At 67.7% G+C, this 22,904-nt stretch carries 27 protein-coding genes and 1 pseudogene; 12 read left to right on the top strand and 16 right to left on the bottom strand.

All coding sequences use genetic code 11. The features are described 5' to 3' along the window. The first annotated feature begins 50 nt into the window (after positions 1–50). Positions 51–938: an aminodeoxychorismate lyase gene (locus AT701_RS28405; RefSeq protein ID WP_058127033.1), complete on the top strand. Its 888-nt coding sequence runs from the start codon at positions 51–53 to the stop codon at positions 936–938. Positions 939–1,190: 252 nt separating this feature from the next. Here AT701_RS28405 and AT701_RS28400 read toward each other — a convergent pair whose 3' ends face one another. The 9 genes from AT701_RS28400 to lmeA all read right to left on the bottom strand — a co-directional run bounded on the left by AT701_RS28400 (position 1,191) and on the right by lmeA (position 5,999). Beyond that, positions 1,191–1,568, bottom strand: coding sequence for a hypothetical protein (locus AT701_RS28400; RefSeq protein ID WP_011730795.1), 378 nt, complete (start codon positions 1,566–1,568; stop codon positions 1,191–1,193). Positions 1,569–1,646: 78 nt separating this feature from the next. Continuing rightward, complete coding sequence (locus tag AT701_RS28395; RefSeq protein ID WP_011730794.1) at positions 1,647–1,928, bottom strand: hypothetical protein; 282 nt, start codon at positions 1,926–1,928, stop codon at positions 1,647–1,649. Positions 1,929–1,936: 8 nt separating this feature from the next. Further along, positions 1,937–2,593, bottom strand: coding sequence for a heme-binding beta-barrel domain-containing protein (locus AT701_RS28390; RefSeq protein WP_003897210.1), 657 nt, complete (start codon positions 2,591–2,593; stop codon positions 1,937–1,939). A 262-nt stretch (positions 2,594–2,855) separates the two neighbouring features. Beyond that, the gene (locus AT701_RS28380) at positions 2,856–3,158 is read right to left on the bottom strand and encodes a DUF1416 domain-containing protein (RefSeq protein WP_014878457.1); all 303 of its coding nucleotides are present in this window, start codon (positions 3,156–3,158) and stop codon (positions 2,856–2,858) included. A gap of 1 nt (position 3,159) precedes the next feature. Next, positions 3,160–3,993 carry a sulfurtransferase gene (locus AT701_RS28375; RefSeq protein WP_011730790.1) on the bottom strand — a complete coding sequence of 278 codons (834 nt, stop codon included), beginning with the start codon at positions 3,991–3,993 and terminating at the stop codon, positions 3,160–3,162. A 36-nt stretch (positions 3,994–4,029) separates the two neighbouring features. Further along, a complete protein-coding gene (locus AT701_RS28370; protein WP_003897207.1) occupies positions 4,030–4,509 on the bottom strand; it encodes a DUF4395 domain-containing protein in 480 nt (159 codons plus the stop codon). Between the two features lie 91 nt (positions 4,510–4,600). Next, a complete protein-coding gene (locus AT701_RS36100) occupies positions 4,601–4,651 on the bottom strand; it encodes a hypothetical protein (RefSeq protein WP_353961016.1) in 51 nt (16 codons plus the stop codon). Positions 4,652–4,722: 71 nt separating this feature from the next. Continuing rightward, the gene (locus AT701_RS28360; RefSeq protein WP_011730788.1) at positions 4,723–5,187 is read right to left on the bottom strand and encodes a thioredoxin family protein; all 465 of its coding nucleotides are present in this window, start codon (positions 5,185–5,187) and stop codon (positions 4,723–4,725) included. Continuing rightward, positions 5,184–5,999, bottom strand: coding sequence for a mannan chain length control protein LmeA (gene lmeA, locus AT701_RS28355; protein ID WP_011730787.1), 816 nt, complete (start codon positions 5,997–5,999; stop codon positions 5,184–5,186). Before lmeA ends, AT701_RS28360 begins: the two co-directional genes overlap by 4 nt. Positions 6,000–6,164: 165 nt before the next feature. On the opposite strand from lmeA, the gene AT701_RS28350 reads away from it, so the two are divergent. The 6 genes from AT701_RS28350 to pstB all read left to right on the top strand — a co-directional run bounded on the left by AT701_RS28350 (position 6,165) and on the right by pstB (position 11,944). Continuing rightward, positions 6,165–6,950, top strand: a complete 786-nt coding sequence (locus tag AT701_RS28350) for a winged helix-turn-helix transcriptional regulator (RefSeq protein ID WP_058127032.1) — start codon at positions 6,165–6,167, stop codon at positions 6,948–6,950. After that, positions 6,947–7,834: a mycothiol synthase gene (gene mshD / locus AT701_RS28345; protein WP_058127031.1), complete on the top strand. Its 888-nt coding sequence runs from the start codon at positions 6,947–6,949 to the stop codon at positions 7,832–7,834. The genes AT701_RS28350 and mshD overlap by 4 nt, the downstream gene beginning before the upstream one ends. Before the next feature lie 155 nt (positions 7,835–7,989). Continuing rightward, entirely contained in the window at positions 7,990–9,126 is a 1,137-nt protein-coding gene (gene pstS / locus AT701_RS28340; RefSeq protein ID WP_058127030.1) for a phosphate ABC transporter substrate-binding protein PstS, read from the top strand. Positions 9,127–9,174: 48 nt separating this feature from the next. Further along, the gene (gene pstC, locus AT701_RS28335) at positions 9,175–10,230 is read left to right on the top strand and encodes a phosphate ABC transporter permease subunit PstC (protein ID WP_058127029.1); all 1,056 of its coding nucleotides are present in this window, start codon (positions 9,175–9,177) and stop codon (positions 10,228–10,230) included. Then, positions 10,227–11,159: a phosphate ABC transporter permease PstA gene (gene pstA, locus AT701_RS28330; RefSeq protein WP_058127028.1), complete on the top strand. Its 933-nt coding sequence runs from the start codon at positions 10,227–10,229 to the stop codon at positions 11,157–11,159. The genes pstC and pstA overlap by 4 nt, the downstream gene beginning before the upstream one ends. An 8-nt stretch (positions 11,160–11,167) precedes the next feature. Continuing rightward, on the top strand, positions 11,168–11,944 hold the full coding sequence (gene pstB / locus AT701_RS28325) for a phosphate ABC transporter ATP-binding protein PstB (RefSeq protein ID WP_011730783.1): 777 nt from the start codon (positions 11,168–11,170) through the stop codon (positions 11,942–11,944). 12 nt (positions 11,945–11,956) lie between these two features. On the opposite strand, the gene AT701_RS28320 is transcribed toward pstB, so the two are convergent. After that, complete coding sequence (locus AT701_RS28320; RefSeq protein WP_058127027.1) at positions 11,957–12,931, bottom strand: quinone oxidoreductase family protein; 975 nt, start codon at positions 12,929–12,931, stop codon at positions 11,957–11,959. A gap of 97 nt (positions 12,932–13,028) precedes the next feature. On the opposite strand from AT701_RS28320, the gene AT701_RS28315 reads away from it, so the two are divergent. Beyond that, complete coding sequence (locus AT701_RS28315) at positions 13,029–13,544, top strand: MarR family winged helix-turn-helix transcriptional regulator (RefSeq protein WP_058127748.1); 516 nt, start codon at positions 13,029–13,031, stop codon at positions 13,542–13,544. 1 nt (position 13,545) lies between these two features. On the opposite strand, the gene phoU is transcribed toward AT701_RS28315, so the two are convergent. From phoU to AT701_RS28295, 4 genes and pseudogenes are all read right to left on the bottom strand, one after another. Next, positions 13,546–14,214 carry a phosphate signaling complex protein PhoU gene (gene phoU / locus AT701_RS28310; RefSeq protein WP_058127026.1) on the bottom strand — a complete coding sequence of 223 codons (669 nt, stop codon included), beginning with the start codon at positions 14,212–14,214 and terminating at the stop codon, positions 13,546–13,548. 76 nt (positions 14,215–14,290) lie between these two features. After that, positions 14,291–16,623, bottom strand: a pseudogene (locus tag AT701_RS28305) (LCP family protein). Between the two features lie 226 nt (positions 16,624–16,849). Beyond that, on the bottom strand, positions 16,850–17,983 hold the full coding sequence (gene dusB, locus AT701_RS28300; RefSeq protein WP_058127747.1) for a tRNA dihydrouridine synthase DusB: 1,134 nt from the start codon (positions 17,981–17,983) through the stop codon (positions 16,850–16,852). A gap of 32 nt (positions 17,984–18,015) precedes the next feature. Then, positions 18,016–19,020: an acyl-ACP desaturase gene (locus AT701_RS28295; protein WP_003897193.1), complete on the bottom strand. Its 1,005-nt coding sequence runs from the start codon at positions 19,018–19,020 to the stop codon at positions 18,016–18,018. A 205-nt stretch (positions 19,021–19,225) separates the two neighbouring features. On the opposite strand from AT701_RS28295, the gene AT701_RS28290 reads away from it, so the two are divergent. The 3 genes from AT701_RS28290 to AT701_RS28280 all read left to right on the top strand — a co-directional run bounded on the left by AT701_RS28290 (position 19,226) and on the right by AT701_RS28280 (position 20,788). Further along, on the top strand, positions 19,226–19,639 hold the full coding sequence (locus AT701_RS28290; protein WP_058127025.1) for a hypothetical protein: 414 nt from the start codon (positions 19,226–19,228) through the stop codon (positions 19,637–19,639). A gap of 111 nt (positions 19,640–19,750) precedes the next feature. Next, positions 19,751–20,185 carry a hypothetical protein gene (locus AT701_RS28285; protein ID WP_058127024.1) on the top strand — a complete coding sequence of 145 codons (435 nt, stop codon included), beginning with the start codon at positions 19,751–19,753 and terminating at the stop codon, positions 20,183–20,185. Between the two features lie 168 nt (positions 20,186–20,353). Further along, complete coding sequence (locus AT701_RS28280; protein ID WP_003897190.1) at positions 20,354–20,788, top strand: hypothetical protein; 435 nt, start codon at positions 20,354–20,356, stop codon at positions 20,786–20,788. Positions 20,789–20,799: 11 nt separating this feature from the next. On the opposite strand, the gene AT701_RS28275 is transcribed toward AT701_RS28280, so the two are convergent. Then, a complete protein-coding gene (locus AT701_RS28275; RefSeq protein ID WP_003897189.1) occupies positions 20,800–21,384 on the bottom strand; it encodes a TetR/AcrR family transcriptional regulator in 585 nt (194 codons plus the stop codon). Positions 21,385–21,462: 78 nt separating this feature from the next. On the opposite strand from AT701_RS28275, the gene AT701_RS28270 reads away from it, so the two are divergent. Beyond that, entirely contained in the window at positions 21,463–22,476 is a 1,014-nt protein-coding gene (locus AT701_RS28270; RefSeq protein ID WP_058127023.1) for an oxygenase MpaB family protein, read from the top strand. A gap of 6 nt (positions 22,477–22,482) precedes the next feature. On the opposite strand, the gene AT701_RS28265 is transcribed toward AT701_RS28270, so the two are convergent. Then, complete coding sequence (locus AT701_RS28265; RefSeq protein WP_223495820.1) at positions 22,483–22,854, bottom strand: DUF732 domain-containing protein; 372 nt, start codon at positions 22,852–22,854, stop codon at positions 22,483–22,485. Positions 22,855–22,904 lie beyond the last annotated feature (50 nt).

The following is a 22,904-nucleotide window of genomic DNA, read 5'->3' as shown; positions in this document are numbered from 1 at the left end:
CCGCTCGCGGCGGCACCACTCACTGAGGACCGGGGCTACGCTTTGGCCCCATGGCAAGCCATCCAGCGGTGCTGGTCACCCTCGACGGTCAACTGCACGATCCGGACGCGCCGCTGCTGTGCGCCGACGACCTGGCGGCGGTCCGCGGCGACGGTGTGTTCGAGACGCTGCTGGTGCGCGACGGGCGGCCCTGCCTGCTCGAGGCACACCTCGCGCGGCTCGCCCAATCCGCCAGGATGCTGGATCTGCCCGAGCCGGACCTGGACGCGTGGCGGGCCGCGGTGGCCCTCGGTGTGAAGCGGTGGACGAGCGAGCACTCCGCGAACGGTGAGGAGGGTGTGCTGCGGCTCGTGTACAGCCGGGGCCGCGAAGGTGGCGGGCCGCCGACGGCGTTCGCCACGATCGGCGCGCTCGCCGACCGGGTGGCCGGTGCACGACGGCACGGCGTCCCCGCGATCACGCTCGACCGTGGCCTTCCGGTCGGCGCCAGCGAGATGCCCTGGCTGGCCGCGGGCGCCAAGACGTTGTCGTACGCGGTGAACATGGCCGCGCTGCGTCACGCCGCACGCAACGGCGCGGGAGACGTGATCTTCGTGAGCTCCGACGGGTTCCTGCTCGAGGGGCCGCGCTCCACCGTGGTGATCGCCACGCGCGGCGACGACGGGCAGCCACTGCTGCTCACGCCGCCGCCGTGGTACCCGATCTTGCGCGGCACCACCCAGCAGGCCCTGTTCGAAACGGCGCGCAACAAGGGCATCGACTGCGACTACCGCGCCCTACGCCCTGCGGATCTCCTTACCGCACAAGGGATCTGGCTGATCTCGAGCATCACGCTGGCCGCCCGCGTGCACACCCTCGACGGCACGCGGCTGCGCACCTCGGCCTCGGCACCCGACATCGCGGGCCTGGTCGACACCGCGATCCTCGGTGATCGCTGAGCATTGGAGAAAATAGCTTGAAGGGCGCAGCTCACGCGGGTACCTTCGCCTTTACACAGGGAAGGAGGTGGTCCGACAAATTGAGTGACTTATGGACATGTGAGGTGGCTGCCCGCTAGCAGCGCCGGGAGAATAGCCCGCGCGCGCTGGCGAATTCCCCGCAGCCACCCGGCCCCCGAGCCCCTTGGTCAGTCCAACCAGGAACAACGGCTCGGGGGCCGCCCCATATCTGGGGGCGGTTACCGCGTGGCCCTACCGGGGCGGCGAAGCGGGCGCGAGCGATTCGCACGCCGCGCGTGCGTCGTCCCAGTCGGCCTGTTCCACGCCTGGCGGCGGAGGCGGAGCCTGACCATCACCAGGAGGCCCGCCGGGAGGCGTGCCGCCGGGCGGCGGAGGTGGCGGCCCGTCCGGATGTCCCGGCGGGGGCCCGAATCCCGCAGGTGGTGCGGGCATGCCGTGTTCGATGAGGCACTGCCCGTACGCATCGAAGGCGGTGGTTTCAGCGGACGTGACGGCACCGGTGGACGCCGACGCGGCCGGATCTTCCGACGACGAACATGCCGCGACGGAACCGACGAGTGCGGCCGCGGCCAGGCCGGCGAGCGTCGAACGCAGAACTGTCTGTATCACGCCTGTGACGGTAGGAAGGCGCGCTGAGCAGCAACTTTTTGCCCGCTATGCGCCGGCTGTGAGACGCCCGCCGAGACGTCAGCCCTGCGGAGCCTCTGCGGGGCCGGGCGCCAGCGTCGCGCACGCGTCCATGGCCTCCTGCCACTTCTGCTGGTCAACCCCGGGCGGCGGGCCGGCCACCGGTCCGGGAGGCGCAGAGACGCCGTGCTCGGACAGGCAGTGGGCATACGAGCCGTGACCGGTCGGGGTCTCGCTCTGCGAGCCGCCGGTCTCGGTGGTGGTGGTGGGCTCGGAATCGTTCGAACCACACGCGGACAACAGGGCAGCGGCCACGGCGAAGATCGCCGCCGCATGGCGCATATTGGGCACTAGCCGACGTACCTCGACAATCGGGCCGACAGATGCGGGACCAGCCCGCCGTCGGCGTCCACTCGTTCCTCGACATAACCGAGATCGCCGCCTTCGACGATGCCGTACAGCCGTTTGGCACCGCCGACCAGCGTCCCGGACTTGCTGCGGGCCAGCGCATCGGTGACCAGTTCCCACGAGGACTGGTTGAGCGGCCTGCCGTAGAACAGTTCGATGTAGCCCGACGAATGTGCGAGCAGCAGCTCGATCGCCTGGGTCTCGTGCGGATCCGCGGGATCACTGACGAACCGCCAGTAGCCCGTCTCACGCAGCGCGGGGGAGTGGTACTCGCCGGACTCGTCGAGGCGCCACGAACGGGCTTCCCAGTTCAGGTAGTCGCCGCCGTCGTGGGAGACCACGATCTGCTGGCCGAAGCGGTAGTCGCCGTCGGCGTCACGGCCCTCGCCCTCGCCGCGCCACACACCGACCAGCGGCAGCAACGCGAGCAGCGAATCGCTCAGGCTCACGCCGTCACGCAGATTGGCGGTGTCGGCGGGCAGCGGAAGGTCGTCGAAGACCGGGATGTTGCGCGCGCCGGTCGCTTTGGCACGTTCGGCAGCCTCGGCCACCGCGCGGTCGCCCGAGCCGCGCTCAGGAGTGTCCCCGGCGGACGTCACGACTCGTCGGTGACCAGACGGTACAGCGCGTACACCGCGAACCACGTGATGACCAGCACGGCCGCGACAAGCAGGATCTCGAAGAAGAGCACCACGTCAAGCAGTGTAACCGCAGGGTGCCGAGGCTTTCGCCCTGGCCCGGGTCAACCGACGGCGCAGGCCCGTAACGCGAACAGCGATGCCCGCAGCGCCTCGATGAGACGCTGCGGGCATCGCTGTTGACGCCGGGTCCTCAGGCGACCTTGACTCAGGCGACCTCGACTCAGGCGACCTTCACGTCGACTTCGTGGATCCCCGCACCGGTCGGCGCGACGGTCACGTTGCCGTTGCCCGCGGACGACAGGGCGCGCACGGTCCAGGTGCCGGGCGCGGCGAAGAACCGGAAATCACCGGTCGCCGATGCCACCACCTCGGCGGTGAACTCGTCGCTGCCGTCCAGCAGGCGGACGAACGCGCCGCCGACCGCCTGGCCGGAGCCGTCGACCACACGACCGGTGATCACGGTTTCCTTCTCCAGGTCAACGCCGGCCGGCAACGTCAGCCCTTGCTTGGGTGCAGAGCACATATCAACTTCCCAACTCGATCGGGGCCCCCACCAGGGAGCCGTATTCCGTCCAACTGCCGTCGTAGTTCTTGACGTTCTTGTGTCCGAGGAGCTCCTGCAGCACGAACCAGGTGTGCGACGAACGCTCACCGATGCGGCAGTAGGCGATGGTCTCCTTCTCGCCGTCGAGGCCGGCCTCGGCGTACAGCTTCGCCAGCTCCTCGTCGGACTTGAAGGTGCCGTCCTCGTTCGCGGCCTTGCTCCACGGGACGTTGATCGCACCGGGGATGTGTCCCGGGCGCTGGCTCTGCTCCTGCGGGAGATGCGCGGGCGCGAGAATCTTGCCCGAGAACTCGTCAGGCGAGCGCACGTCGACCAGGTTCTTGGTCCCGATCGCGGCGATGACCTCGTCGCGGAAGGCGCGGATGGAGTTGTCGGGCTCCTTGGCGGTGTAGCTGGTCTGCGGCCGCTCGACCTTCTCGGCGGACAGCGGGCGGGCGTCGAGCTCCCACTTCTTGCGGCCACCGTCGAGCAGCTTCACGTCCTGGTGCCCGTAGAGCTTGAAGTACCAGTAGGCGTAGGCCGCGAACCAGTTGTTGTTGCCGCCGTAGAGGATCACGGTGTCGTCGTTGGCGATGCCGCGCTCGGACAGCAGCTTGGAGAACTGCTGGGCGTCGACGAAGTCGCGACGGATCGGATCCTGCAGATCGGTCTTCCAGTCGAGCTTCACAGCGCCTTCGATGTGACCCGTGTCGTAGGCGGAGGTGTCTTCGTCGACCTCCACGAAAACGGTCTTCGGCGCTTTGAGATTGCTCTCGGCCCAGTCGGTGCTGACCAGGACGTCGGAGCGTGCCATGTAGGAGATCCTTTCGATTGCTTGGGTTTTGAGGCTTCAGGCGTATTCAGATGTGCGACGCAGACGCGCCACGAGCGGGTAGATCTGGCATCCGAGACAGATGTCGAAGGCCGCGTTGAGAAACGCCGCCACCAATGCGAACGCCGTCGCGGCGAGGCCGATTGCACTGATGCCGAACGCGAAGCCGACGGCACCGACGGCCGCGAACACGAAACCGACGAGCTGAGCGAACTTCAGCGGCGGAACCGGTTCACGTTCGGTGACCGGGCCCAGCCGGGGCGCGACCAGGGTCGCGAACAACCGGCCGTAGGGCTGCCTACGGGGACCGCCGAGCGCGCCGATGGCGAACACCAGCGCCTGGGCGGCGAGCACCACCGCTGCCGCGGCCGAGCTGACACCGGAGACCAGCAGCGCGACGATCAGCACCGCCGTGGTGACCCAGGCCGCGAAGCGGGGACCGCGCACGTCCACCTGGTCGAGGCGGGGCCGCGCCGTATCGGTGATCGAAGATGACATGAAAGAAACTCCTGTTGTTGTCGTTGGATCTGGTTGGGTGCAGGCCGGAACAGAAAATTCCGAGCGGGCGCGTCAAAGCGCGCGGCTGCGCTCAACAGCAACAACAACAACAGCAACAACCCGCAACGCGGCACAGATCCACTGCGCGGCGCTTGGTGAGCGAGAGCTCAAGGCGGGTTGACACGAGCGACAGCTTACCCAATGACCCTCGGATCAGGCCAACAGCGGCTCCACCGCGGTACGCAGGTCAGCGGCCCTGGGGACGCCGCTGGTGCGGTACCGCTGGTGGCCGCGCGCATCGAAGATGAACGTCGTCGGCAACGACAGCACCGAAAGGCGCCTGGCGGCTTGGGGATTCGCGTCCATGTCGATCTCGACGTGCGCTATGGCGGGCAACTCGGCGCACACCTGGTCGACCACACGGCGCACGCCTGCGCACGGTCCGCACCACTCGGCGCTGAAGTGCAGGATCGTCGGGCCGGTGCGCGACAGCCCCAGATCGGTGAGGTTGCGTTCCGCCTCGGCCTGGGCAACCGCGTCGGTCTCGGCACCGACGGCAGAACCCGGGCCCGTCTGGCGAACGCGGCCGGACCGGCGGGTCAGCACGCGCCCGATCACATAGGCCAGCACGAGCGCCGCGATCAGCACCGCGACGGCTGCCGCCATCGATGAGCTCATGTCTTCCTGAACCCCGCCAGGTCGATGGTTACTCCCTCGCCGATCCCTTCGATGATGATGTCGGATCCGCGGGCGCCCTGGCTCGTCGGTGCGATGCCGAACGGCAGTCTCAGGTCGGGGATGGTGTTGCTGAATTCGTCGAGCACCGATGCGAGTTTGTCGTCGGGCACCTGCTCGTCGGCGGTGTTGGGGCCCGTGAGGATGCCGGTCGCCGTCAGCACCAGCGTGCTCTGGTCGGGTCCCTCGAGCGAAAGGTCGACGGCGACGCTGACCCTCTTGTCCAGGCCCGACGCCTTGGGTGTGCCGGTGAAAACCAGACCCGTATTACCGGAGATGCCGGATTCGGTGGTGCCGCCGGTGGCGTCGTTGGTGTCGCGTGAGGGCGCCTCGACCAGCAGGTCGTCGATGCCCATGTAGCGGCCGACATGCGTGGAATCGATGATGATGCGGCTCTCGGCCTCGGCGACCGGGAGCGGTGCGTCCTCGCGGATCAGCCACGAGGCCTCGGTGATGTCGACGTCGTGCAGTGTCGCCTCCAGCGACACCTTTTCGGCGACGGGATGGTCGACGCCGTTGGCCCGGATCTCGATCTCGTTGTATCTGTGGTCGCGGGCCTGCGGGATGAACGGGAACCCGAGGATCGCGACCCACGGATCCCAGTTGAGCGACGCGGCGCTGCGGACCGTACGGGCCAGCCGGTACTCGGCGTAGATGGCTGCTCCGAAATCGGTGCCGACCGCCCCGACGACGAGCGCGGCCACCGCCGCGACGAACCCGACCACCAGTCTGCGCACCGGGACATTGTTGCCCACGAGACCGGCAAAGATTCGCTCGGCGCGGCTGACGAGCAGGTGAGGCGTTATCCTCGTAACACCAAAGGCCGGTAACGGCTACATGTCAGTCATGAATCCGGAAGATCACCCGACACCGGCGTCTGTGTTCTCCCGCAGAGATTCCTGACGAGCCGGGAGGACTTGTTGGATCTACTGCTACTGACCGTCGACCCGCATCCCGAGTCGGTGCTGCCCTCGTTGTCGCTGCTGGCCCACACGGTCCGGACAGCGCCGACAGAAGTGTCTTCCCTGTTGGAGACGGGTAGTGCCGACGTCGCGATCGTCGACGCTCGCACAGATCTGGCCGCCGCGCGCGGCCTTTGTCGCCTTTTGGGGACCACCGGCACGTCCGTCCCGGTGGTCGCAGTGATCAACGAAGGCGGCCTCGTCGCCGTCAACCACGAATGGGGTCTCGACGAGATCCTGCTGCCCAGCACCGGGCCCGCCGAGATCGAAGCACGGCTGCGATTGCTGGTCGGCCGCCGCGGCGGGAACGCCAATCAGGAAAATGTAGGCAAGATCACACTCGGTGAGCTCGTCATCGACGAGGGCACCTACACGGCCCGTTTGCGCGGCAAGCCGCTGGATCTCACCTACAAGGAATTCGAGCTCCTCAAGTACCTCGCGCAGCACGCCGGGCGTGTCTTCACGCGCGCCCAGCTTCTGCAGGAGGTGTGGGGTTACGACTTCTTCGGCGGCACCCGCACTGTCGACGTCCACGTCCGGCGGCTGCGCGCCAAGCTCGGTCCCGAGTACGAGGCGCTGATCGGCACGGTCCGCAACGTCGGCTACAAGGCCGTGCGCCCGTCGCGCGGCAAGCCGCCCGCGGCCGACGCATCCGGCGAGGACGTACCAGACGGTCCGGACGAGGGCTTCGGTGACGACGTAGATGTCGACGGCCCGTTGGCGGGGCGGTTGACCAGTCAGTGACCTCCACCGAGTGGCGCACCGGGCTCACGGGTGCCCAGCAGGCAGAGATTCGCGCGCTGATCGACGCGGCCACCACGCACGACGGTGTCGCGCCGGTCGGTGACCAAGTGCTGCGGGAACTGGGACGCGACCGCACCCGGCACCTGCTGACCACCGACGACGACCGCGTGGTCGGATACCTCAACCTCGCGCCTGCCGAGGGGGACGATCCGGCGATGGCCGAACTCGTCGTGCATCCGCAGGCCCGCCGGCGCGGTATCGGTGCGGCCATGGCGCGCACCGCGCTGGCAGAGGGCGGGCCGGGCGCCCGTATCTGGGCGCACGGCAACATCGCCGCCGCCCAGGCGATGGCGTCATCGCTTCGCCTGGTGGTGGTGCGTGAGCTGCTGCAGATGCGCCGCCCCCTGACCGATCTGCCGCCGGTGCCGGACACCCCCGGCGTGCGCATCGCGACCTACGCCGGCCCCGGCGACGACGCCGAGATCCTGCGGGTCAACAACGCCGCGTTCTCGTGGCACCCCGAGCAGGGCGGCTGGACCGAACACGAGATCGACGAGCGCCGCAACGAGGGGTGGTTCGACCCCGAGGGCCTCTTCCAGGCGTTCGACGAGCAGACCGGCTCGCTCCTCGGATTCCACTGGACCAAGATCCACGACGCGTCCCTCGGCGAGGTCTACGTCGTCGGCGTCGACCCGCAGGCGCAGGGGCGTGGCCTCGGTTACACCCTCACCCTCATCGGCCTGCACCATCTGGCGGAAAAGCTCACGGGGCCCGAGCCCACGGTGCTGCTGTACGTCGAGGCAGACAACTCGGCGGCCGTGAACACCTACCGGAAGTTGGGTTTCGAGGTGTTCAGCGTCGACGCGGCGTACGCCGCGAATTGACGGGCCTGCGGCGTACGCCGCTGGTTGACGCCTCGCGCCTGTGAACACGCTGAACGTGTTCACTGTGCGTTCACCTGCTGTCCCGAATCCGTCAATGAGCGGCGAATACGTTGCCGGGGAGTCTGAAGCCGTCAACGGAAAGTGGGACACGACACGTGAAGCTCAACAGCATGGGCCGGAAGGTTGGCAGGCCGGTTGGTATCGCCGCGGCGGCCATCGCGGCGCTCACGCTCAGCGCGTGCGGCAGCGACAACAACGCTCCGGCCACCGGCACCTCCGGCGCGGCCCCCTCCGGCAGCGCCGCCTCGGCCGAGTGCGGTGGCAAGAACTCGCTGACGGCCGAGGGGTCGACCGCGCAACAGAACGCGATCGCCGAGTTCAACAAGGCGTGGGGCCAGGTGTGCGGGGGCAAGAACCTCTCCTACAACCCCACCGGATCCGGCGCGGGCCGCGAGCAGTTCATCGCCAAGCAGGTCGACATCGCGGGTTCTGACTCCGCGCTCAGCGGTGATCAGGTGGCGGCCGCGGCCGAACGCTGCGGTGGCAATCCGGCCTGGAACCTGCCGCTGGTGTTCGGTCCGGTGGCGATGGCGTACAACCTCGAGGGCGTCGACAAGCTGGTACTCAACGGCGACCTGCTGGCCAAGATCTTCCAAGGCCAGATCACCAAGTGGAACGATCCGGCGATCGCGGGGCTCAACGAGGGCGCCTCGCTGCCCGACGCCGCGATCACACCCATCTACCGCTCGGATTCCTCCGGCACCACCGACAACTTCCAGAAGTACCTCACTGCCGCCGCGCCGCAGTCGTGGACCAAGGGTGACGGCAGCGAGTTCAACGGCGGCGCAGGCGAGGGCGCCCAGAAGTCGTCGGGCGTGGTGCAGGCCGTGCAGGCGACGCCGGGTTCGATCGGCTACGTCGAGAAGGGCTTCGCCGAGCAGGCGGGCCTGCCCTTCGCGCAGATCGACAGCGGTGCCGGTGCGGTCGAGCTGACCGACGAGTCGGCCGCAAAGGCCATCGACGCCGCGAAGTTCGCGGCCGAGGGCAACGACCTTGCACTCGACCTGAACTCGCTGTACGGCACGAAGGAGGCCGGCGCGTACCCGCTGGTGCTCGCCACCTACGAGATCGTGTGCTCCAAGGGTTATGACGCCGACACCGCGGCCGCGGTGAAGTCGTTCCTGACCGTCGCCGCCAACGAGGGGCAGGCCAACCTCTCGGCCGCCGGCTATGTGCCGCTGCCCAACGCCTTCAAAGAGCGTTTGCTCACTTCCATCGATGCGATCAGCTAGTCAGCTGGATTTGCAGAACGAATCTGGTGAGGATGGATTTCGGAACACATGACCGACAGGTTCCCCGACGGGATAACAGTGACAACACCGAATCCAGCTGACTCAGGGTCGGGGGAGACGCTCGCGTCCCCCTTCCCTGAGCCGGAACCCATCTCCACCAACCCCTCCCGCCGGGCCAAGATCCGCCCGGCGGACCGGATCTTCCAGTGGCTCGCCGAGGGGTCGGGCCTCTTGATCGTCGCGCTCATCGCGGCGATCGGGATGTTCCTGCTGATGCGCGCGGTGCCGGCACTGGCCCGCAACCAGGAGAACTTCTTCCTCTACGGCGGCAACTGGGTCACCACCGACACCTCGGCGATGCATTTCGGCATCTTCGACCTGCTGCAGGTCACGGTGTTCGTCTCGATCTTCGCGCTCGTCCTGGCGATGCCGGTCGCCCTGGGCATCGCGATCTATCTGACGCAGTACGCCCCGCGCCGGCTGGCCGGTCCGCTGGCCTACATGGTCGATCTGCTGGCCGCCGTACCGTCGATCGTCTACGGCGTGTGGGGTCTCTACGTGCTGGCCCCGGCGATCAAACCGGTTGCGGTGTGGCTCAACGAAAACCTGGGCTGGTTCTTCCTGTTCTCCACCGGCAACGCGTCGGTCGCAGGCGGCGGAACCATATTCACCGCGGGCATCGTGCTCGCGGTGATGATCCTGCCGATCATCACCGCGGTCACGCGCGAGGTGTTCCTGCAGACCCCTCGCGGCCAGATCGAGGCCGCGCTCGCGCTCGGCGCCACACGCTGGGAGGTCGTGCGCACCACGGTGTTGCCGTTCGGTCTGTCCGGCTACATCAGCGGTGCCATGCTCGGTCTCGGCCGTGCGCTCGGTGAGACCATCGCGCTGCTGATCATCCTGCGTGGCACCCAGACCGCGTTCGGCTGGTCGCTGTTCGACGGCGGCTACACGTTCGCCAGCAAGATCGCCGCGACGGCAAGCGAATTCAACGACCAGTACAAGGCAGGCGCGTACATCGCCGCCGGTCTTGTGCTGTTCGTCCTCACGTTCATCGTGAACTCGCTGGCGCGGGCCGTGGTCGGCGGGAAGGGACGCGAATGACCACCAACGCCCCGTCGGCCTCCACGCTCGAACAACCCGTCAAGGCGCCGGCGTTCCAGGGTGTGAGCCTGCGCCGCAAGCTCACCAACCACTTCGCCACGGTGCTCGTGACCATCTCGGTGCTGATCGCGCTCGTCCCGCTGCTGTGGGTGCTGTATTCGGTGATCAGCAAGGGCATCCACGCCGTCACGTCACCGGTGTGGTTCACCCATTCGCAGGCCGGTATGACGGCGTTCTCGCCCGGCGGCGGTGTGTACCACGCGATCGTCGGCACGGTCCTGCAGGGCCTGGTGTGTTCGCTGATCTCGATCCCCGTCGGTGTCATGGTCGCGGTGTATCTGGTCGAGTACGCGGGCAACTCGCGCCTGGGCAAGATCACCACGTTCATGGTGGACATCCTCACCGGTGTGCCGTCGATCGTCGCCGCGCTGTTCATCTACGCGCTGTGGGTCGCCACCCTGGGCTTCCAGCGGTCCGGGTTCGCGGTGTCACTTTCTTTGGTGCTGTTGATGATCCCGGTGATCGTGCGGGCCACCGAGGAGATGCTGCGCATCGTGCCGATGGACCTGCGTGAGGCCAGTTACGCGCTGGGCGTGCCGAAGTGGAAGACCATCGTGCGCATCGTGATCCCGACGGCGCTGTCCGGCATCGTCACCGGCGTGATGCTCGCGCTGGCCCGCGTGATGGGGGAGACCGCGCCTCTGCTGGTGCTCGTGGGCTACGCGCAGGCGATGAACTTCGACATTTTCAGCGGTTTCATGGGCTCGTTGCCCGGCATGATGTACGACCAGATCTCGGCGGGCGCCGGTGCCAATCCGGTGCCGACGGACCGGCTGTGGGGTGCGGCGCTCACGCTGATCCTGCTCATCGCCGTGCTCAACGTCGGTGCCCGTCTTGTCGCCAAACTCTTCGCCCCGAAGAAGATTTAGGAACGTTCATGGCCAAACGGCTCGATCTCAAAGACGTCAACATCTACTACGGCGCGTTCCATGCGGTGGCCGATGTGTCGCTCGCGGTCCAGCCGCGCAGCGTCACGGCGTTCATCGGCCCGTCGGGCTGCGGCAAGTCCACGGTGCTGCGCACGCTCAACCGCATGCACGAGGTCATCCCCGGTGCCCGTGTCGAGGGTTCGGTGCTGCTCGACGGCGAGGACATCTACGGTCCGGGTGTCGACCCGGTGGGTGTCCGCAAGACCATCGGCATGGTGTTCCAGCGCCCGAACCCGTTCCCCACCATGTCGATTCGTGACAACGTGGTGGCCGGTCTCAAGCTGCAGGGGGTGCGCAACAAGAAGACCCTCGACGAGGTCGCCGAGCGCTCACTGCGTGGCGCCAACCTGTGGAACGAGGTCAAGGACCGGCTCGACAAACCGGGCGGCGGCCTCTCCGGTGGTCAGCAGCAGCGCCTGTGCATCGCGCGTGCGATCGCGGTACAGCCCGATGTGCTGCTGATGGACGAACCGTGCTCGGCGCTCGACCCGATCTCGACGCTGGCGATCGAGGATCTGATCGCGACGCTCAAGCTCGACTACACGATCGTCATCGTCACGCACAACATGCAGCAGGCCGCACGCGTGAGCGATCAGACCGCGTTCTTCAACCTCGAGGCCACCGGAAAGCCGGGCCGGCTGATCGAGATCGACGACACCGAGAAGATCTTCTCCAATCCCCGCCAGAAGGCGACCGAGGATTACATCTCCGGCCGCTTCGGCTGAGGCGTCACGGCGTCACGGCGTCACCACGATGCGCGTTCCCGACGGCGACTTCTCCGACCAGACGGTCTCGATGTCGGCCAGCCGACGTTGCCGCGTGTGCAACAGGAGCTCGCCGGCATCCACCATGGACAGCAGTTTCGGTAGGGCCTCGGTCCGGGCCTGGCGCCACACGTCGTCGGGCACACCGCCGATCCCCACACCGCTGATGGTGATCCCGATCGATCGCAGCACCGCGGCGTCCAGGGTGAGGGCGGTGCCCGCCATGGACCCGACCTGCACGTACCGGATGGCGTGGAATCGGCCCGCCGGGGAAGCTGCCGCGAGCGCGCCGAGCACCTGTTCGGCCGGTTCGCCCCAGAGATAGTCCAGGACCGCGTCGAACGGACGTGCGGCGTGCAGTTCGGCGACACGGGCAGCGAGATCGTCGTCACCGAGCCGGATCACGGTCTGCGCCCCGGCCGACCGCAGCCACTGCAACCGCTCGGCGTTGCGGCCCACCGCGACGACGGATTCCGCGCCGAACATCGAGCCGGCCAACTGCACGGCCGTCGATCCGGTCACGCCGGTGGCGCCGAGCACCAGGACGTGGTCACCGGGCTTGACCGCTGCGGCGTACGACAGGGTGATCCACGCCGACGTGCCCGGGTTCGGCAGGGCGGCCGCGGTCACGGAGTCGACGTGTTCGGGGATCTCGACGGCCCGCCCGGGGTCGACCAGGGTGCGCTCGGCCATCAACCCGTGCGATCCGATGCTCATGGTGTACACCCGCCTGCCGTCGGCCAGTCGCGCCACGCCGTCGAACCCGGGGACGACGGGAAGCTCGATGTCCTTGGCGGCGTAGTGCTTTCCCGAGGCGATCCCCTTGGTGAGGTTGGTGAGCGCGCTGGCCTCGACCTCGGCGATCTCGGTGCCTTCGCCCGGTTTCGGGTCGGGCAGGTCGGTGTACACGGGCGACTGGCCCCAGGCTCTCACGACGGCGGCTTTCATGACGCTCCTCTTGGTTTCCTCGGATATGGTTTCGGTGGAAACGATAATTCCTCTGCCCACTATCCACGAAGTGCCGCGGCGCGGCAAGATGGTTTCCGTGAAAACCAAGAGCGGGCTGGTCGAGGACATCACTGCGCTCATGGACGCGGTGGCCGACCGATTCGACGGCGACGAGGACACCGACGCCGAACACGATTTCGTCGCCTCACACTGCCCGGCGGGGCTCGAGGCCGCCGTGCGGTCACTGCCGAAGCTGTCGATGCACCTGCTCGACACGATCGCGGCCGGACCGGTCAGCATCGTCGGGCTCGCCGCGAAGTCCGGGCAGCTCAAAGGCACGGTGTCCAAACACGTTCAGCGCCTGGTGGAGGCCGGCCTGGTGGTGCGCACGCCGGTTCCGGGCAACCGCAAGGAAATCGAATTGCGGCTGACCGCCGACGGCGAGCGGGTGGCCGCGGCCCACCGGGAACTGCACGAGGAGATGAACCGGGGCTGGCGCGACTTCCTGATGCGCTACAGCGCGAACGAACTGCAGGTGCTCACCAAGGTTCTGCGCGATCTCGCGAGCGCACAGAAGGTGGGGGTGCGGGTGGTGGCGGCCGATCAGCCGTAGGTCACTGCTGCGTGGTGACCTTGTCGCCGTCGGGGTAGTTGCCCGTGACCTGGAAGATGACCCGGCGGGCCACCTCGACCGCATGGTCGGCGAAGCGCTCGTAGAACCGGCTGAGCAGCGTCACGTCGACCGCGGCCATCACACCGTGCTTCCACTCGCGGTCCATCAGCACGGTGAAGAGGTGACCGTGCAGATCGTCCATCGCATCGTCTTCCTCCTGGATCCGGGCGGCCTTCTCCGGATCCCGCGTGATCAGCACCTCGCGCGCGGCGTGCCCGAGCTCCACCGCGACGCGGCCCATCTCGGCGAAGTAGCCGTTGACCTCTTCGGGCAGCGCGTGCTGCGGATGGCGCCTGCGGGCGATCTTGGCGACGTGCAGGGCGAGCGCGCCCATGCGATCGACGTCGGCGATGATCTGGATCGCGCCCACCACGGTGCGCAGATCGCCTGCGACCGGGGCCTGCAGGGCCAACAGGACGAACGCTGTCTCCTCGGCCTGCGCGCTGAGCGTCGTCATCTTGTCGTGGTCACTGATGACCTGCTCGGCCAGCACCAGATCGGCTTGCAGCAGCGACTGGGTGGCACGTTCCATCGCAGTGCCCGCCAACTCGCACATCGCGCCCAGCTGGTCGTTCAGGGACGCGAGCTGCTCGTGGTACTGGATCCGCATGCACCCAGATTAGGCCGTCGGGGACCGCGGAGTCACGAAGCTGCTGGTGAACGCCGGGTGAATGGCGTCCGCAGGCTCACTCGCAGGTGGCGTCCGCGGCGTTGGTGACCGAGAGATCCTCGGGCAACTCCGTCGGCGTGCTGCTGGTGCCGCGCACCATCTTGACCTGGACGGTGGAACCGCTCGGGCTGGGCGGGTTCACGGCCATGAAGTCGGATCCGAGCACCACCTGGACCACGTCCCCGAGGCCGGTGACCCGCTCGATGGCGGCGTTGGAGAACGACGACGCGACGGTCGCGGCCGCCTCCTCGTTGCCGGGGGAGAAGAACACCGTGGTGGCGTCCAGCGGGCCGGGGTAGTCGTCGGGCGTCGTGACGTTGAAACCGTGCTGCTCGAGCTCGCCGGCCGCGGTCGCCGCGAGCCCGCTCTGTCCGGTCGAGTTGGACACCTTGACGGTGACCTCCTGCGGCTCGGTGGTCACGGTGTCGACCATCTCGGCGGACTCGGGAGCGGGCGCCGCCTCGGTCTGCGGCGTGCCGCTGGCCTCGGGGCCTCCGGCGCCTGAGCGGCGTTGGTGGCCGACTCGGGGGTGCCCGGGACGGGCGTGTTGTCCGGGTTCTTCTCCCCGGGCAGCGGGTCGTCGTTGATGATCGCGTCGAACAGCGCCCGCACGTCGTCCATTCGCGGCTGCTCGTTGCCCCACTCGTCGGCGTAACCCGTGGTCGGGATGGTCACGAACGTGATGCGACCGGCGTTGACGCCCTGCACCGACTGCCCGAGGTCGACGAGGTCCTTGGTCTTGATGTTGTCGACGTAGCTGTCGGCGATGAACATGTTGACGACGTTGTTGAGCTTGCTCAACGAGAAGAACGTGTCCTTGGAGATCAGCGAGCGCAGCAGCGACGACAGGAACAACTGCTGGCGTTTGATGCGGCCGTAGTCGCCGTTGTACTCGGTGGTGACCTGCCGGGCGCGCACGTAGTTCAGCGCGGTGTGCCCGTCGACGATCTGTCTGCCCGCGTTGGCCAGCACGGTGCCGAGCTCGTAGTCCTCCAGCGGCGTGGTGCTGCACACCTCGACACCGCCGAGCGCGTCGACCATCTTCGAGAACCCGGCGAAGTCGACCGCCATGAACCGGTTGACGGACAGACCGGAGATCTTCTGGATCACCTTCACCAGGCACTTGGGGCCGCCGAACGCGAACGCCGAGTTCAGCTTGGTCTCGGTGTAGACCTCGTCGGGGCCGTACGTGCCCGACGCCTCGTCCCACACGGGGCCGTACGTCCCGGTCTCGGGATCCCACGGCTCGCACTTCATGGGCGTGATGGCCAGGTCACGCGGGAACGACACCGCCACGACGCGTTCGCGGCTGGCGGGGATGTTCACCAGCATGATGGTGTCCGAGCGGGCGCCGTCGGCGTCGTCGGTGCTGCCCGCGCCCATCTGCGAGTTCTCGCCGAAGCGGCTGTCCATGCCGACGATGAGGAAATTCTCGTCACCGAACTGCGCGGTGGGGTCGAGGATGTCGCGAGATCCCAGGTCGAGCGCGGCCACCTTGTTGAGGGAGTCGTTCTTCGACGACTGCCACTGCCACGCGCCGCCGGTCAGCACGAGTGTCAGTGCCGCGATCATCGCGGCCGCCGCACGGCCCACGATCATGGCCTTGCGGTTGGGATGGCGTGTGTGGGGTTCGTCGAAGTCGTCGGTGCCCACGTGCTGCGGGCGTGTGCGGCGACGCCAGGGACCACGATGTGTGTCGGGCAGATCGGCGTGCTCGTCGGCCGCGGGGACCGCCGGGATGATCTCGGTGTCGCATGAGTCGAGATCGGGGTGTGCGGCAGCCACGCCGGTGAACGGCATCGGCGCGAACGCCGGTTCGAAGATGGAGTTGAGGTTCGGATCCGCGGCGCCCGCGTAGGCATCGTCGGGATGGTCGCCGGGGTACTCACCCGCGTGGCCACCCGGATACCCGTCGTATCGGATCGCCTGCAGGACCTCGGTGGGGTCGGCCGACGCGGGCGGTTCCGACGCAACCGGCTGGATCTCGGGCTCGGGGTCGGGTTCTGCCGCCCGTCGCCGCCGTGACCGGCGCGGTGTGGCGCCGTCGCTCCCGGCGACCTTGGCGATCAGATCGGCGACCGTGACACCGTCGGCGTGGTTGCCGGTGGGCTCGGCGTCGTCGTCCACCGGATCGTTCGCCGGCTCGCCGGTGGACGCGTGCTGCCCGGGGGCCTCGGTGTATTGCGCGTCGTCGAGACGCTCCCACGGCGCGGCGCCTGGTAAAGGCCGCGGCGTTCGGGTAATCCATTCACTGTCGGCGTCCCGGCCGGTCTCGCCACTGGTTGTGAAGCCGTCTTCCGGGGCGCGGTGGCGCCGACGGCCAGGAGTGGCGTTATCGCCGTCACTCATGTCCTATCGGCCTCCGACTGTTCGAACAGCGCGCGTCGGTGCGCGGTGATGTTGGCGGGCGCTGCTGCCGAAAATTTCTCTATGTCTTCTAGCAGCACACCGTGAGACTCCGCCACTCGGAGCCGACCACGGCAAGATCAACATCGTACTTAGACAACCTTGGAGCCAGCCAGTCACAGCCGATGACGGGATGATCTCGAAGGGGTCTCGGGCCCGTCATGCCAGGTCAGCCGCCCGAGTGCATGACATCGGCGCCGACGGGCACCGCGCAGTCGTCGGGGTCGTCGAGCCAGCCCTCGGGCAGGTGGACCGAAGACGCCGAGCCCTGCCTGCCGCGCGGACCGGTGGCCGCGGGCGGGAACGGGGCGTCACGGTCGAGCTGGTCGAGCAGCTCGTCGAGCTCGCGGCGCGTCTTCACCAGTGCCAGCGCGCGGCGCAGGTCGGCACCCGCGGGAAACCCGTGCAGGTACCACGCGACGTGTTTGCGGATGTCGCGCATGCCCTTGTCCTCGCCGAAGTGCAGGCTGAGCAGTTCGCCGTGGCGGCGCACGATGTCGGCGACCTCGCCCAGGGTGGGTGGGGTCGGGATGGGCCGGTTGTTGAACGCCGCGGACAGTTCCGCGAACAGCCAGGGGCGGCCGAGGCACCCGCGCCCGATCACCACGCCGTCGCATCCGGTCGCGTCCATCATGGCCAGCGCGTCGTCGGCTTCGAAGATGTCTCCGTTGCCCAGGACCGGGATGTCGGTCACGTGTGCCTTGAGGGCAGCGATCTGCTCCCAGTCGGCGGTTCCGGAGTAGCGCTGTGCGGCTGTGCGGGCATGCAGCGCGACCGCGGCCGCGCCTTCCTCGGCCGCGATGCGCCCGGCGTCGAGATGCGTGTGGTGCTCGTCGTCGATGCCGATGCGGAACTTGACCGTCACCGGGATGTCGGTGCCCTCGGTCGCGCGGACCGCGGCCGCGACGATCTGACCGAACAGGCGCCGCTTGTACGGCAGGGCCGCGCCGCCGCCGCGCTTGGTCACCTTGGGCACCGGGCAGCCGAAGTTCATGTCGATGTGGTCGGCGAGGTTCTCCTCGACGATCATCTTGGCGGCCTTGTAGGTGTTCTCCGGGTCCACGGTGTACAGCTGCAGCGACCGCGGCGACTCCTCGGGCGCGAACGTTGTCATGTGCATCGTCACGGGGTGGCGCTCGACGAGTGCGCGGGCGGTCACCATCTCGCACACGTACAGACCGCTCACGGTGCCCGCGCGGGCGATCTCCAGTTCCCGGCACAACGTGCGGAACGCCACGTTGGTCACGCCCGCCATGGGCGCGAGGACGACGGGGCTGTGCAATGCGATCGACCCGATCTGCAGTGCAGACCGGGTCGGATCGAGGGCTGTCAGGCTCACGAAGAAGAAGACGAGACGAGCAGGTTCTTCATTTCCCGCTTCTCGGCCATCTTGCGCTCGCGCTCGAGGCGGCGCTCCTTGGCGACCTCGAACTTGTCGCAGGCGTCCTCGAGCTCTTCGACGAGCCGGCCGAGGTCGTCACGCAGGCGCGCGCCCTCACCGGTGAAGTCCTCGCGCTCGAAGATCCGCCACTTGCGGAGCACCGGCATCACGACGTCGTCGAGGTGGATGCGCGGGTCGTACACGCCGCCGACGGCGATGACGACGGCCTTGCGGCGGAAGTCGGGCACCGTGTAGCCGGGCATCTTGAAGTTCGCGAGCACGCGGTGCAGCGACGCCATGGCCTGGTTCGGCGCGATGTCGAGGCCGGCTGCCGACACATCGCGGTAGAAGATCATGTGCAGGTTCTCGTCGGCCGAGACGCGCTGCAGCAGCTGGTCGGCGACCGGATCGTTGCAGGCCTTACCGGTGTTGCGGTGCGACACGCGGGTCGCGAGCTCCTGGAACGACACGTACATGACCGAGTCGAACAGGCTCTCGGCAAACAGGTCGCCCTGCTGGTTCTGGCCGGGCGAGAAGCCGCGGGTGACCTGCTCGACGCGCAGCTCTTCGAGCTCAACCGGATCGCACGCACGCGTGACGACCAGGTAGTCGCGCAGCGCGATGCCGTGGCGGTTCTCCTCGGCGGTCCAGCGGTTGACCCACTGGCCCCAGGCGCCGTCCATGCCCATGTTCATCGCGATCTCGCGGTGGTAGGAGGGCAGGTTGTCCTCGGTGAGCAGGTTCTGCACCATGGCGGTCCGTGCGACCTCGGACAGTTTCGACTGCTCCGGATCCCAGTCCTGGCCGCCGAGTGCGTAATAGTTCTTGCCGTCGGACCACGGGATGTAGTCGTGGGGGTTCCAGTCCTTGCACATCCGCATGTGGCGGTCGATGAGGGTCTCGACGACAGGCTCGAGTTCATGCAGGAGCTGGAGGTCGGTGTAATCGTCGGTCGACATCGCGCCCTCTCCCAGTTATCTGTACCTAGTGGTTGCAGTCAATATATCTGTGTAACCCGGTGACATCAAGTTACGCCAGGGGGCGCCGCAATGCGCCCTGCGCCACGCGGGGGATGACGGTACGATCCGCTCAGCCGTCGAGCGATCTTGTTTGCCCGACAGCCATCCATCCCCTCGGTTACCCAGACTCGGAGGTCGGGCACACGTGAACAAGCGCAGCATTCTTGGGGCCTCGGCGGCGGTTGCCGCCGGTGCGACCGCAACCCTGGTTTTCGGAGCGGGGACCGCGGCCGCGGCGCCGGATGTGGTGGGGGCGACGTTCGGGGATGCCGCCTCGGCCATTTCGGACTCCGGAGGCTCGCCCAAGATCGCGGTCACCGTGGGCAGCAAATTGCCGCAGGACGACTGCATCGTGACCAACGCATGGAACGCGCCCACGTTCGAGCACACCGGTGGTGTGGTGATGGTGTCGCTGAACTGCGACGGTGACCACGCCACCGCCACCAACCCTGGCGCATCGGTCGCCAGCCCGCTCGGGCGCGAGGCGAAGGCCGCCGCCGACGAGGCCTCGGCGGCCGAGGAATCTGCCCTCGAAGAGGTCAGCACACCCGACGAGTGAGTCGTACTTTTCTTCTCGCAAGATTCGCTTGATGTTCACGAGCGCTCGCGCGCTCGGCTGGGTACTCTCCCCCTGATCGGTAGTGCGTACTCGGGGGGAAAAGGAGTCAGCGTGAACATCAAGAAACTCGTCGTGGTGGGGGCCGCGGGTGCGGCCGCGTCGATCTCGACCGCACTGTTCGGTGCGGGCATCGCTGCGGCCGCCCCTGACGTCGTGGGCGAGACCTATGCGGATGCGTCGTCGGCGATCGAGGACTCCGGAAGCTCGCCCAAGATCGCGGTCACCGTGGGCAGCAAGCTGTCTCAGGACGACTGCATCGTCACCAACGCCTGGGACGCCCCGTTCATGCGTGACGTCGGTGGCGAATTCGGCCACGCCGACGGCGAGGTGATGGTCGCGCTCAACTGCGACGGCGACCACGCCACCGCCACCAACCCGGGTGCTTCGGTCGCCAGCCCGGCCGGGCGCGAGGCCAAGGCCGCCGCCGACGAGGCGGCCGCCGAAGAGCAGGAAGGCCTCGAAGAGGTCAGCACCCCCGACGAGTGATCGGGCGCGTTCGGGCCCATCCCCTCGGTGGCTCCGAGTACTAAAATTCCTGGTAGCTCCTGGAAGCGCACGGCCCATGCCGTGCGCCGGGGGCGACTGAGAGCACGATCTGGCGCTGGCCGCCCCGCCTCTCCGGGAGTGATCACCGGATAGGGAAGGCCGCACCAGATGAAGATCGAACTCGGAACTGTTCTCGGTGTCTCGACCGCAGGTTGCGCGCTCGCATTCTGCGGCGCGGGAATGGCCGCGGCTGCCCCCGATGTGGTCGGGCAGCCCTATTCGGATGCCGTCACCGCGATCGAGGACGGCGGCGGGACGCCGCACGTCGCCGTCACGGTCGGAAGCCGGCTGCCGCAGGACGAGTGCATCGTCACCAACGCGTGGACCACGACGGCTGTCGTGCCGATGACCGACGACGTCTACTGGGAGCGCAGTGACAACGTCGTTCAACTGTCGTTGAACTGCGCGGGAGACCATGCCACCGCCACCAACCCCGGTGCCTCGGTGGCGAGCACGCTCGGTCGTGAGGCCAAGGAGGCCGCCGACGAGGCGGCGACCTCGGAAGAGAGCGAACTCGCCGAGGTCAGCACGCCGGACGAGTAGCCGGCGACAACCTAGAAACTCCCGACGCGCCCGAGCAGCATGTCGACGCAGAAATCGATGAACTGTTCGCGCGTGGCGGGCAGTCGGTCGTTGAGATAGGCGGTGAACAACGCCGTCAGCGCACCGATCAAACTCGTGGCGACCATCGCCTGACGCACCGGGTCGGCGATGCGGGTCAGCTTGCGCTGCAACAGGTCGATGAAGTTCGGCATCCACTCCGCGCCCGACCGCGTCAGCACGGGCTCGGACTCCGGCGCGAGCAGCAGGACCCGGCCGCGCGTCGGATCGTCGACCATGAGTGACACGAACTGCTCCACGGCCTTGCGCGGGGTGTCCGCTGCCGTGAGGGCCGACATCGCCGTCGCGCACACGTCGTCGTACACCGCGCGCACGAACCCGTCGCGGTCGTTGAAGCACTCGTAGAAGTAACGCTCGGTGAGTCCGGCTTCCCGGCAGACCGCGCGCACCGTCAACGCCGGCCCGTCGGCGGCGCCGAGCAACTTCACCCCGGCGGCGATCAGTTCGTCGCGGCGAAGGGCCGTGCGCTCCCGCAACGGGACGCCTGACCATCGGCCACGTCGTTGACCGGACGGCACATGTACTCCTAAGCTCGATGACAACACGCGTAGTCAAAACCCGAAATGGCTACCGCTTACGCGGCAGAAAGCGATCCTGTGACACAAGATACTTCTGAGACGTGCCCGGTGACCAGCGGATCCGCCCGCCCGGCCGCTGGGTGCCCCGCGGCTCTCGGCGGCTACGAGGCACCGCCGGAGGTCCTCGGCCCGGACTCCCTGACCTGGAAGATCTTCGGTGACTGGCGCGGTCTGCTGCAGGGTCCGTGGGCCGGGTCCATGCAGAACATGCATCCGCAACTGGGAGCCGCGGTCGAGGAGCACTCGATCTTCTTCCGTGAACGCATCCCGCGTCTGCTGCGCTCGCTGTACCCGATCGGTGGTGTCGTGTTCGACGGTGACCGGGCTCCGCAGACCGGCGCGCAGGTCCGCGGTTACCACATCGGGATCAAGGGCGTCGATTCGCAGGGGCGCCGCTACAGCGCGCTGAACCCCGACGTCTTCTACTGGGCGCACTCGACGTTCTTCATGGGCACGATACTGACCGCCGAGCGGTTCGGCGGCGGGCTCACCGAGGACCAGAAGCGGCAGCTGTTCGACGAGCACATCGTCTGGTACCGCCAGTACGGCATGAGCATGCGGCCGGTGCCCAAAACGTGGGAGGAGTTCCAGGAGTACTGGGATCACATCTGCCGCAACGTGTTGGAGAACAACTACGCGGCACGCGAGGTGCTCGACCTCTCGACCATGCCCAAACACCCGTCACTGGAGTGGATTCCGGACTGGTTGTGGAAGCTGAACCTGAAAATCCTTGGGCCGTTCGCAGTTTGGGTCACCGTGGGTCTTTACGACCCGCCGGTGCGCGAGCTCATGGGTTACACGTGGTCCGACCGGGACGAAAAGCTGCACAGGCTGTTCGGCAAGGCAGTGCACTACACGTTCAAGATGCTGCCCGAGCGCCGTCGCAGGCATCCGCGTGCCCGCGCAGGCTGGGACCGTGCCCAGGGCCGCATCCCGGCCGATGCGCCGCTGGTCGAGACACCGGCGCGCAACCTGCCGCCGCTGGACGCGCGCGACAGCCCGTGGCATTACTGCCCGGCGGTCACCAAGTAGCCGGAGCTACCGCCCGACCAGTGAGGTGTACTGCGGGCAGTAGACGCTGACCGCGCCGCGGACCAGGCCGGCGGCCTGCCCCTTGCTGATTCCGGCCTGGTTCATCAGATGGTTGATCACGCCACGGACCGTGCGGGCGGGTTCGATCTTCCCGGCCTCCACGGCCTTGCAGATCTCATGGCCGACCTGGATGGCGGCCTCGGGTTCGCCCGGGATGTCGAGTTGTTCGACGATTTTCAGATACCGGTCGTCCTCGACCGACGCGTGTGCGGGGGCGGTACCGAATGCCACGCCGGACGCGATGGCAGCCGCGGCGACGGCCCAGGCGGTCTGACGCCGGAAGATCATCGTGTGGCCCTTTCGTTCGATCCCGAGCACAGAGATTAACTGTACTGACCACGCAAGGCGAGACGTCGGCACTCGTGACG

It is taken from the genome of Mycolicibacterium smegmatis (assembly GCF_001457595.1).
Taxonomy (GTDB): domain Bacteria; phylum Actinomycetota; class Actinomycetes; order Mycobacteriales; family Mycobacteriaceae; genus Mycobacterium; species Mycobacterium smegmatis.
This window is presented reverse-complemented; position numbering and strand designations above follow the sequence as displayed.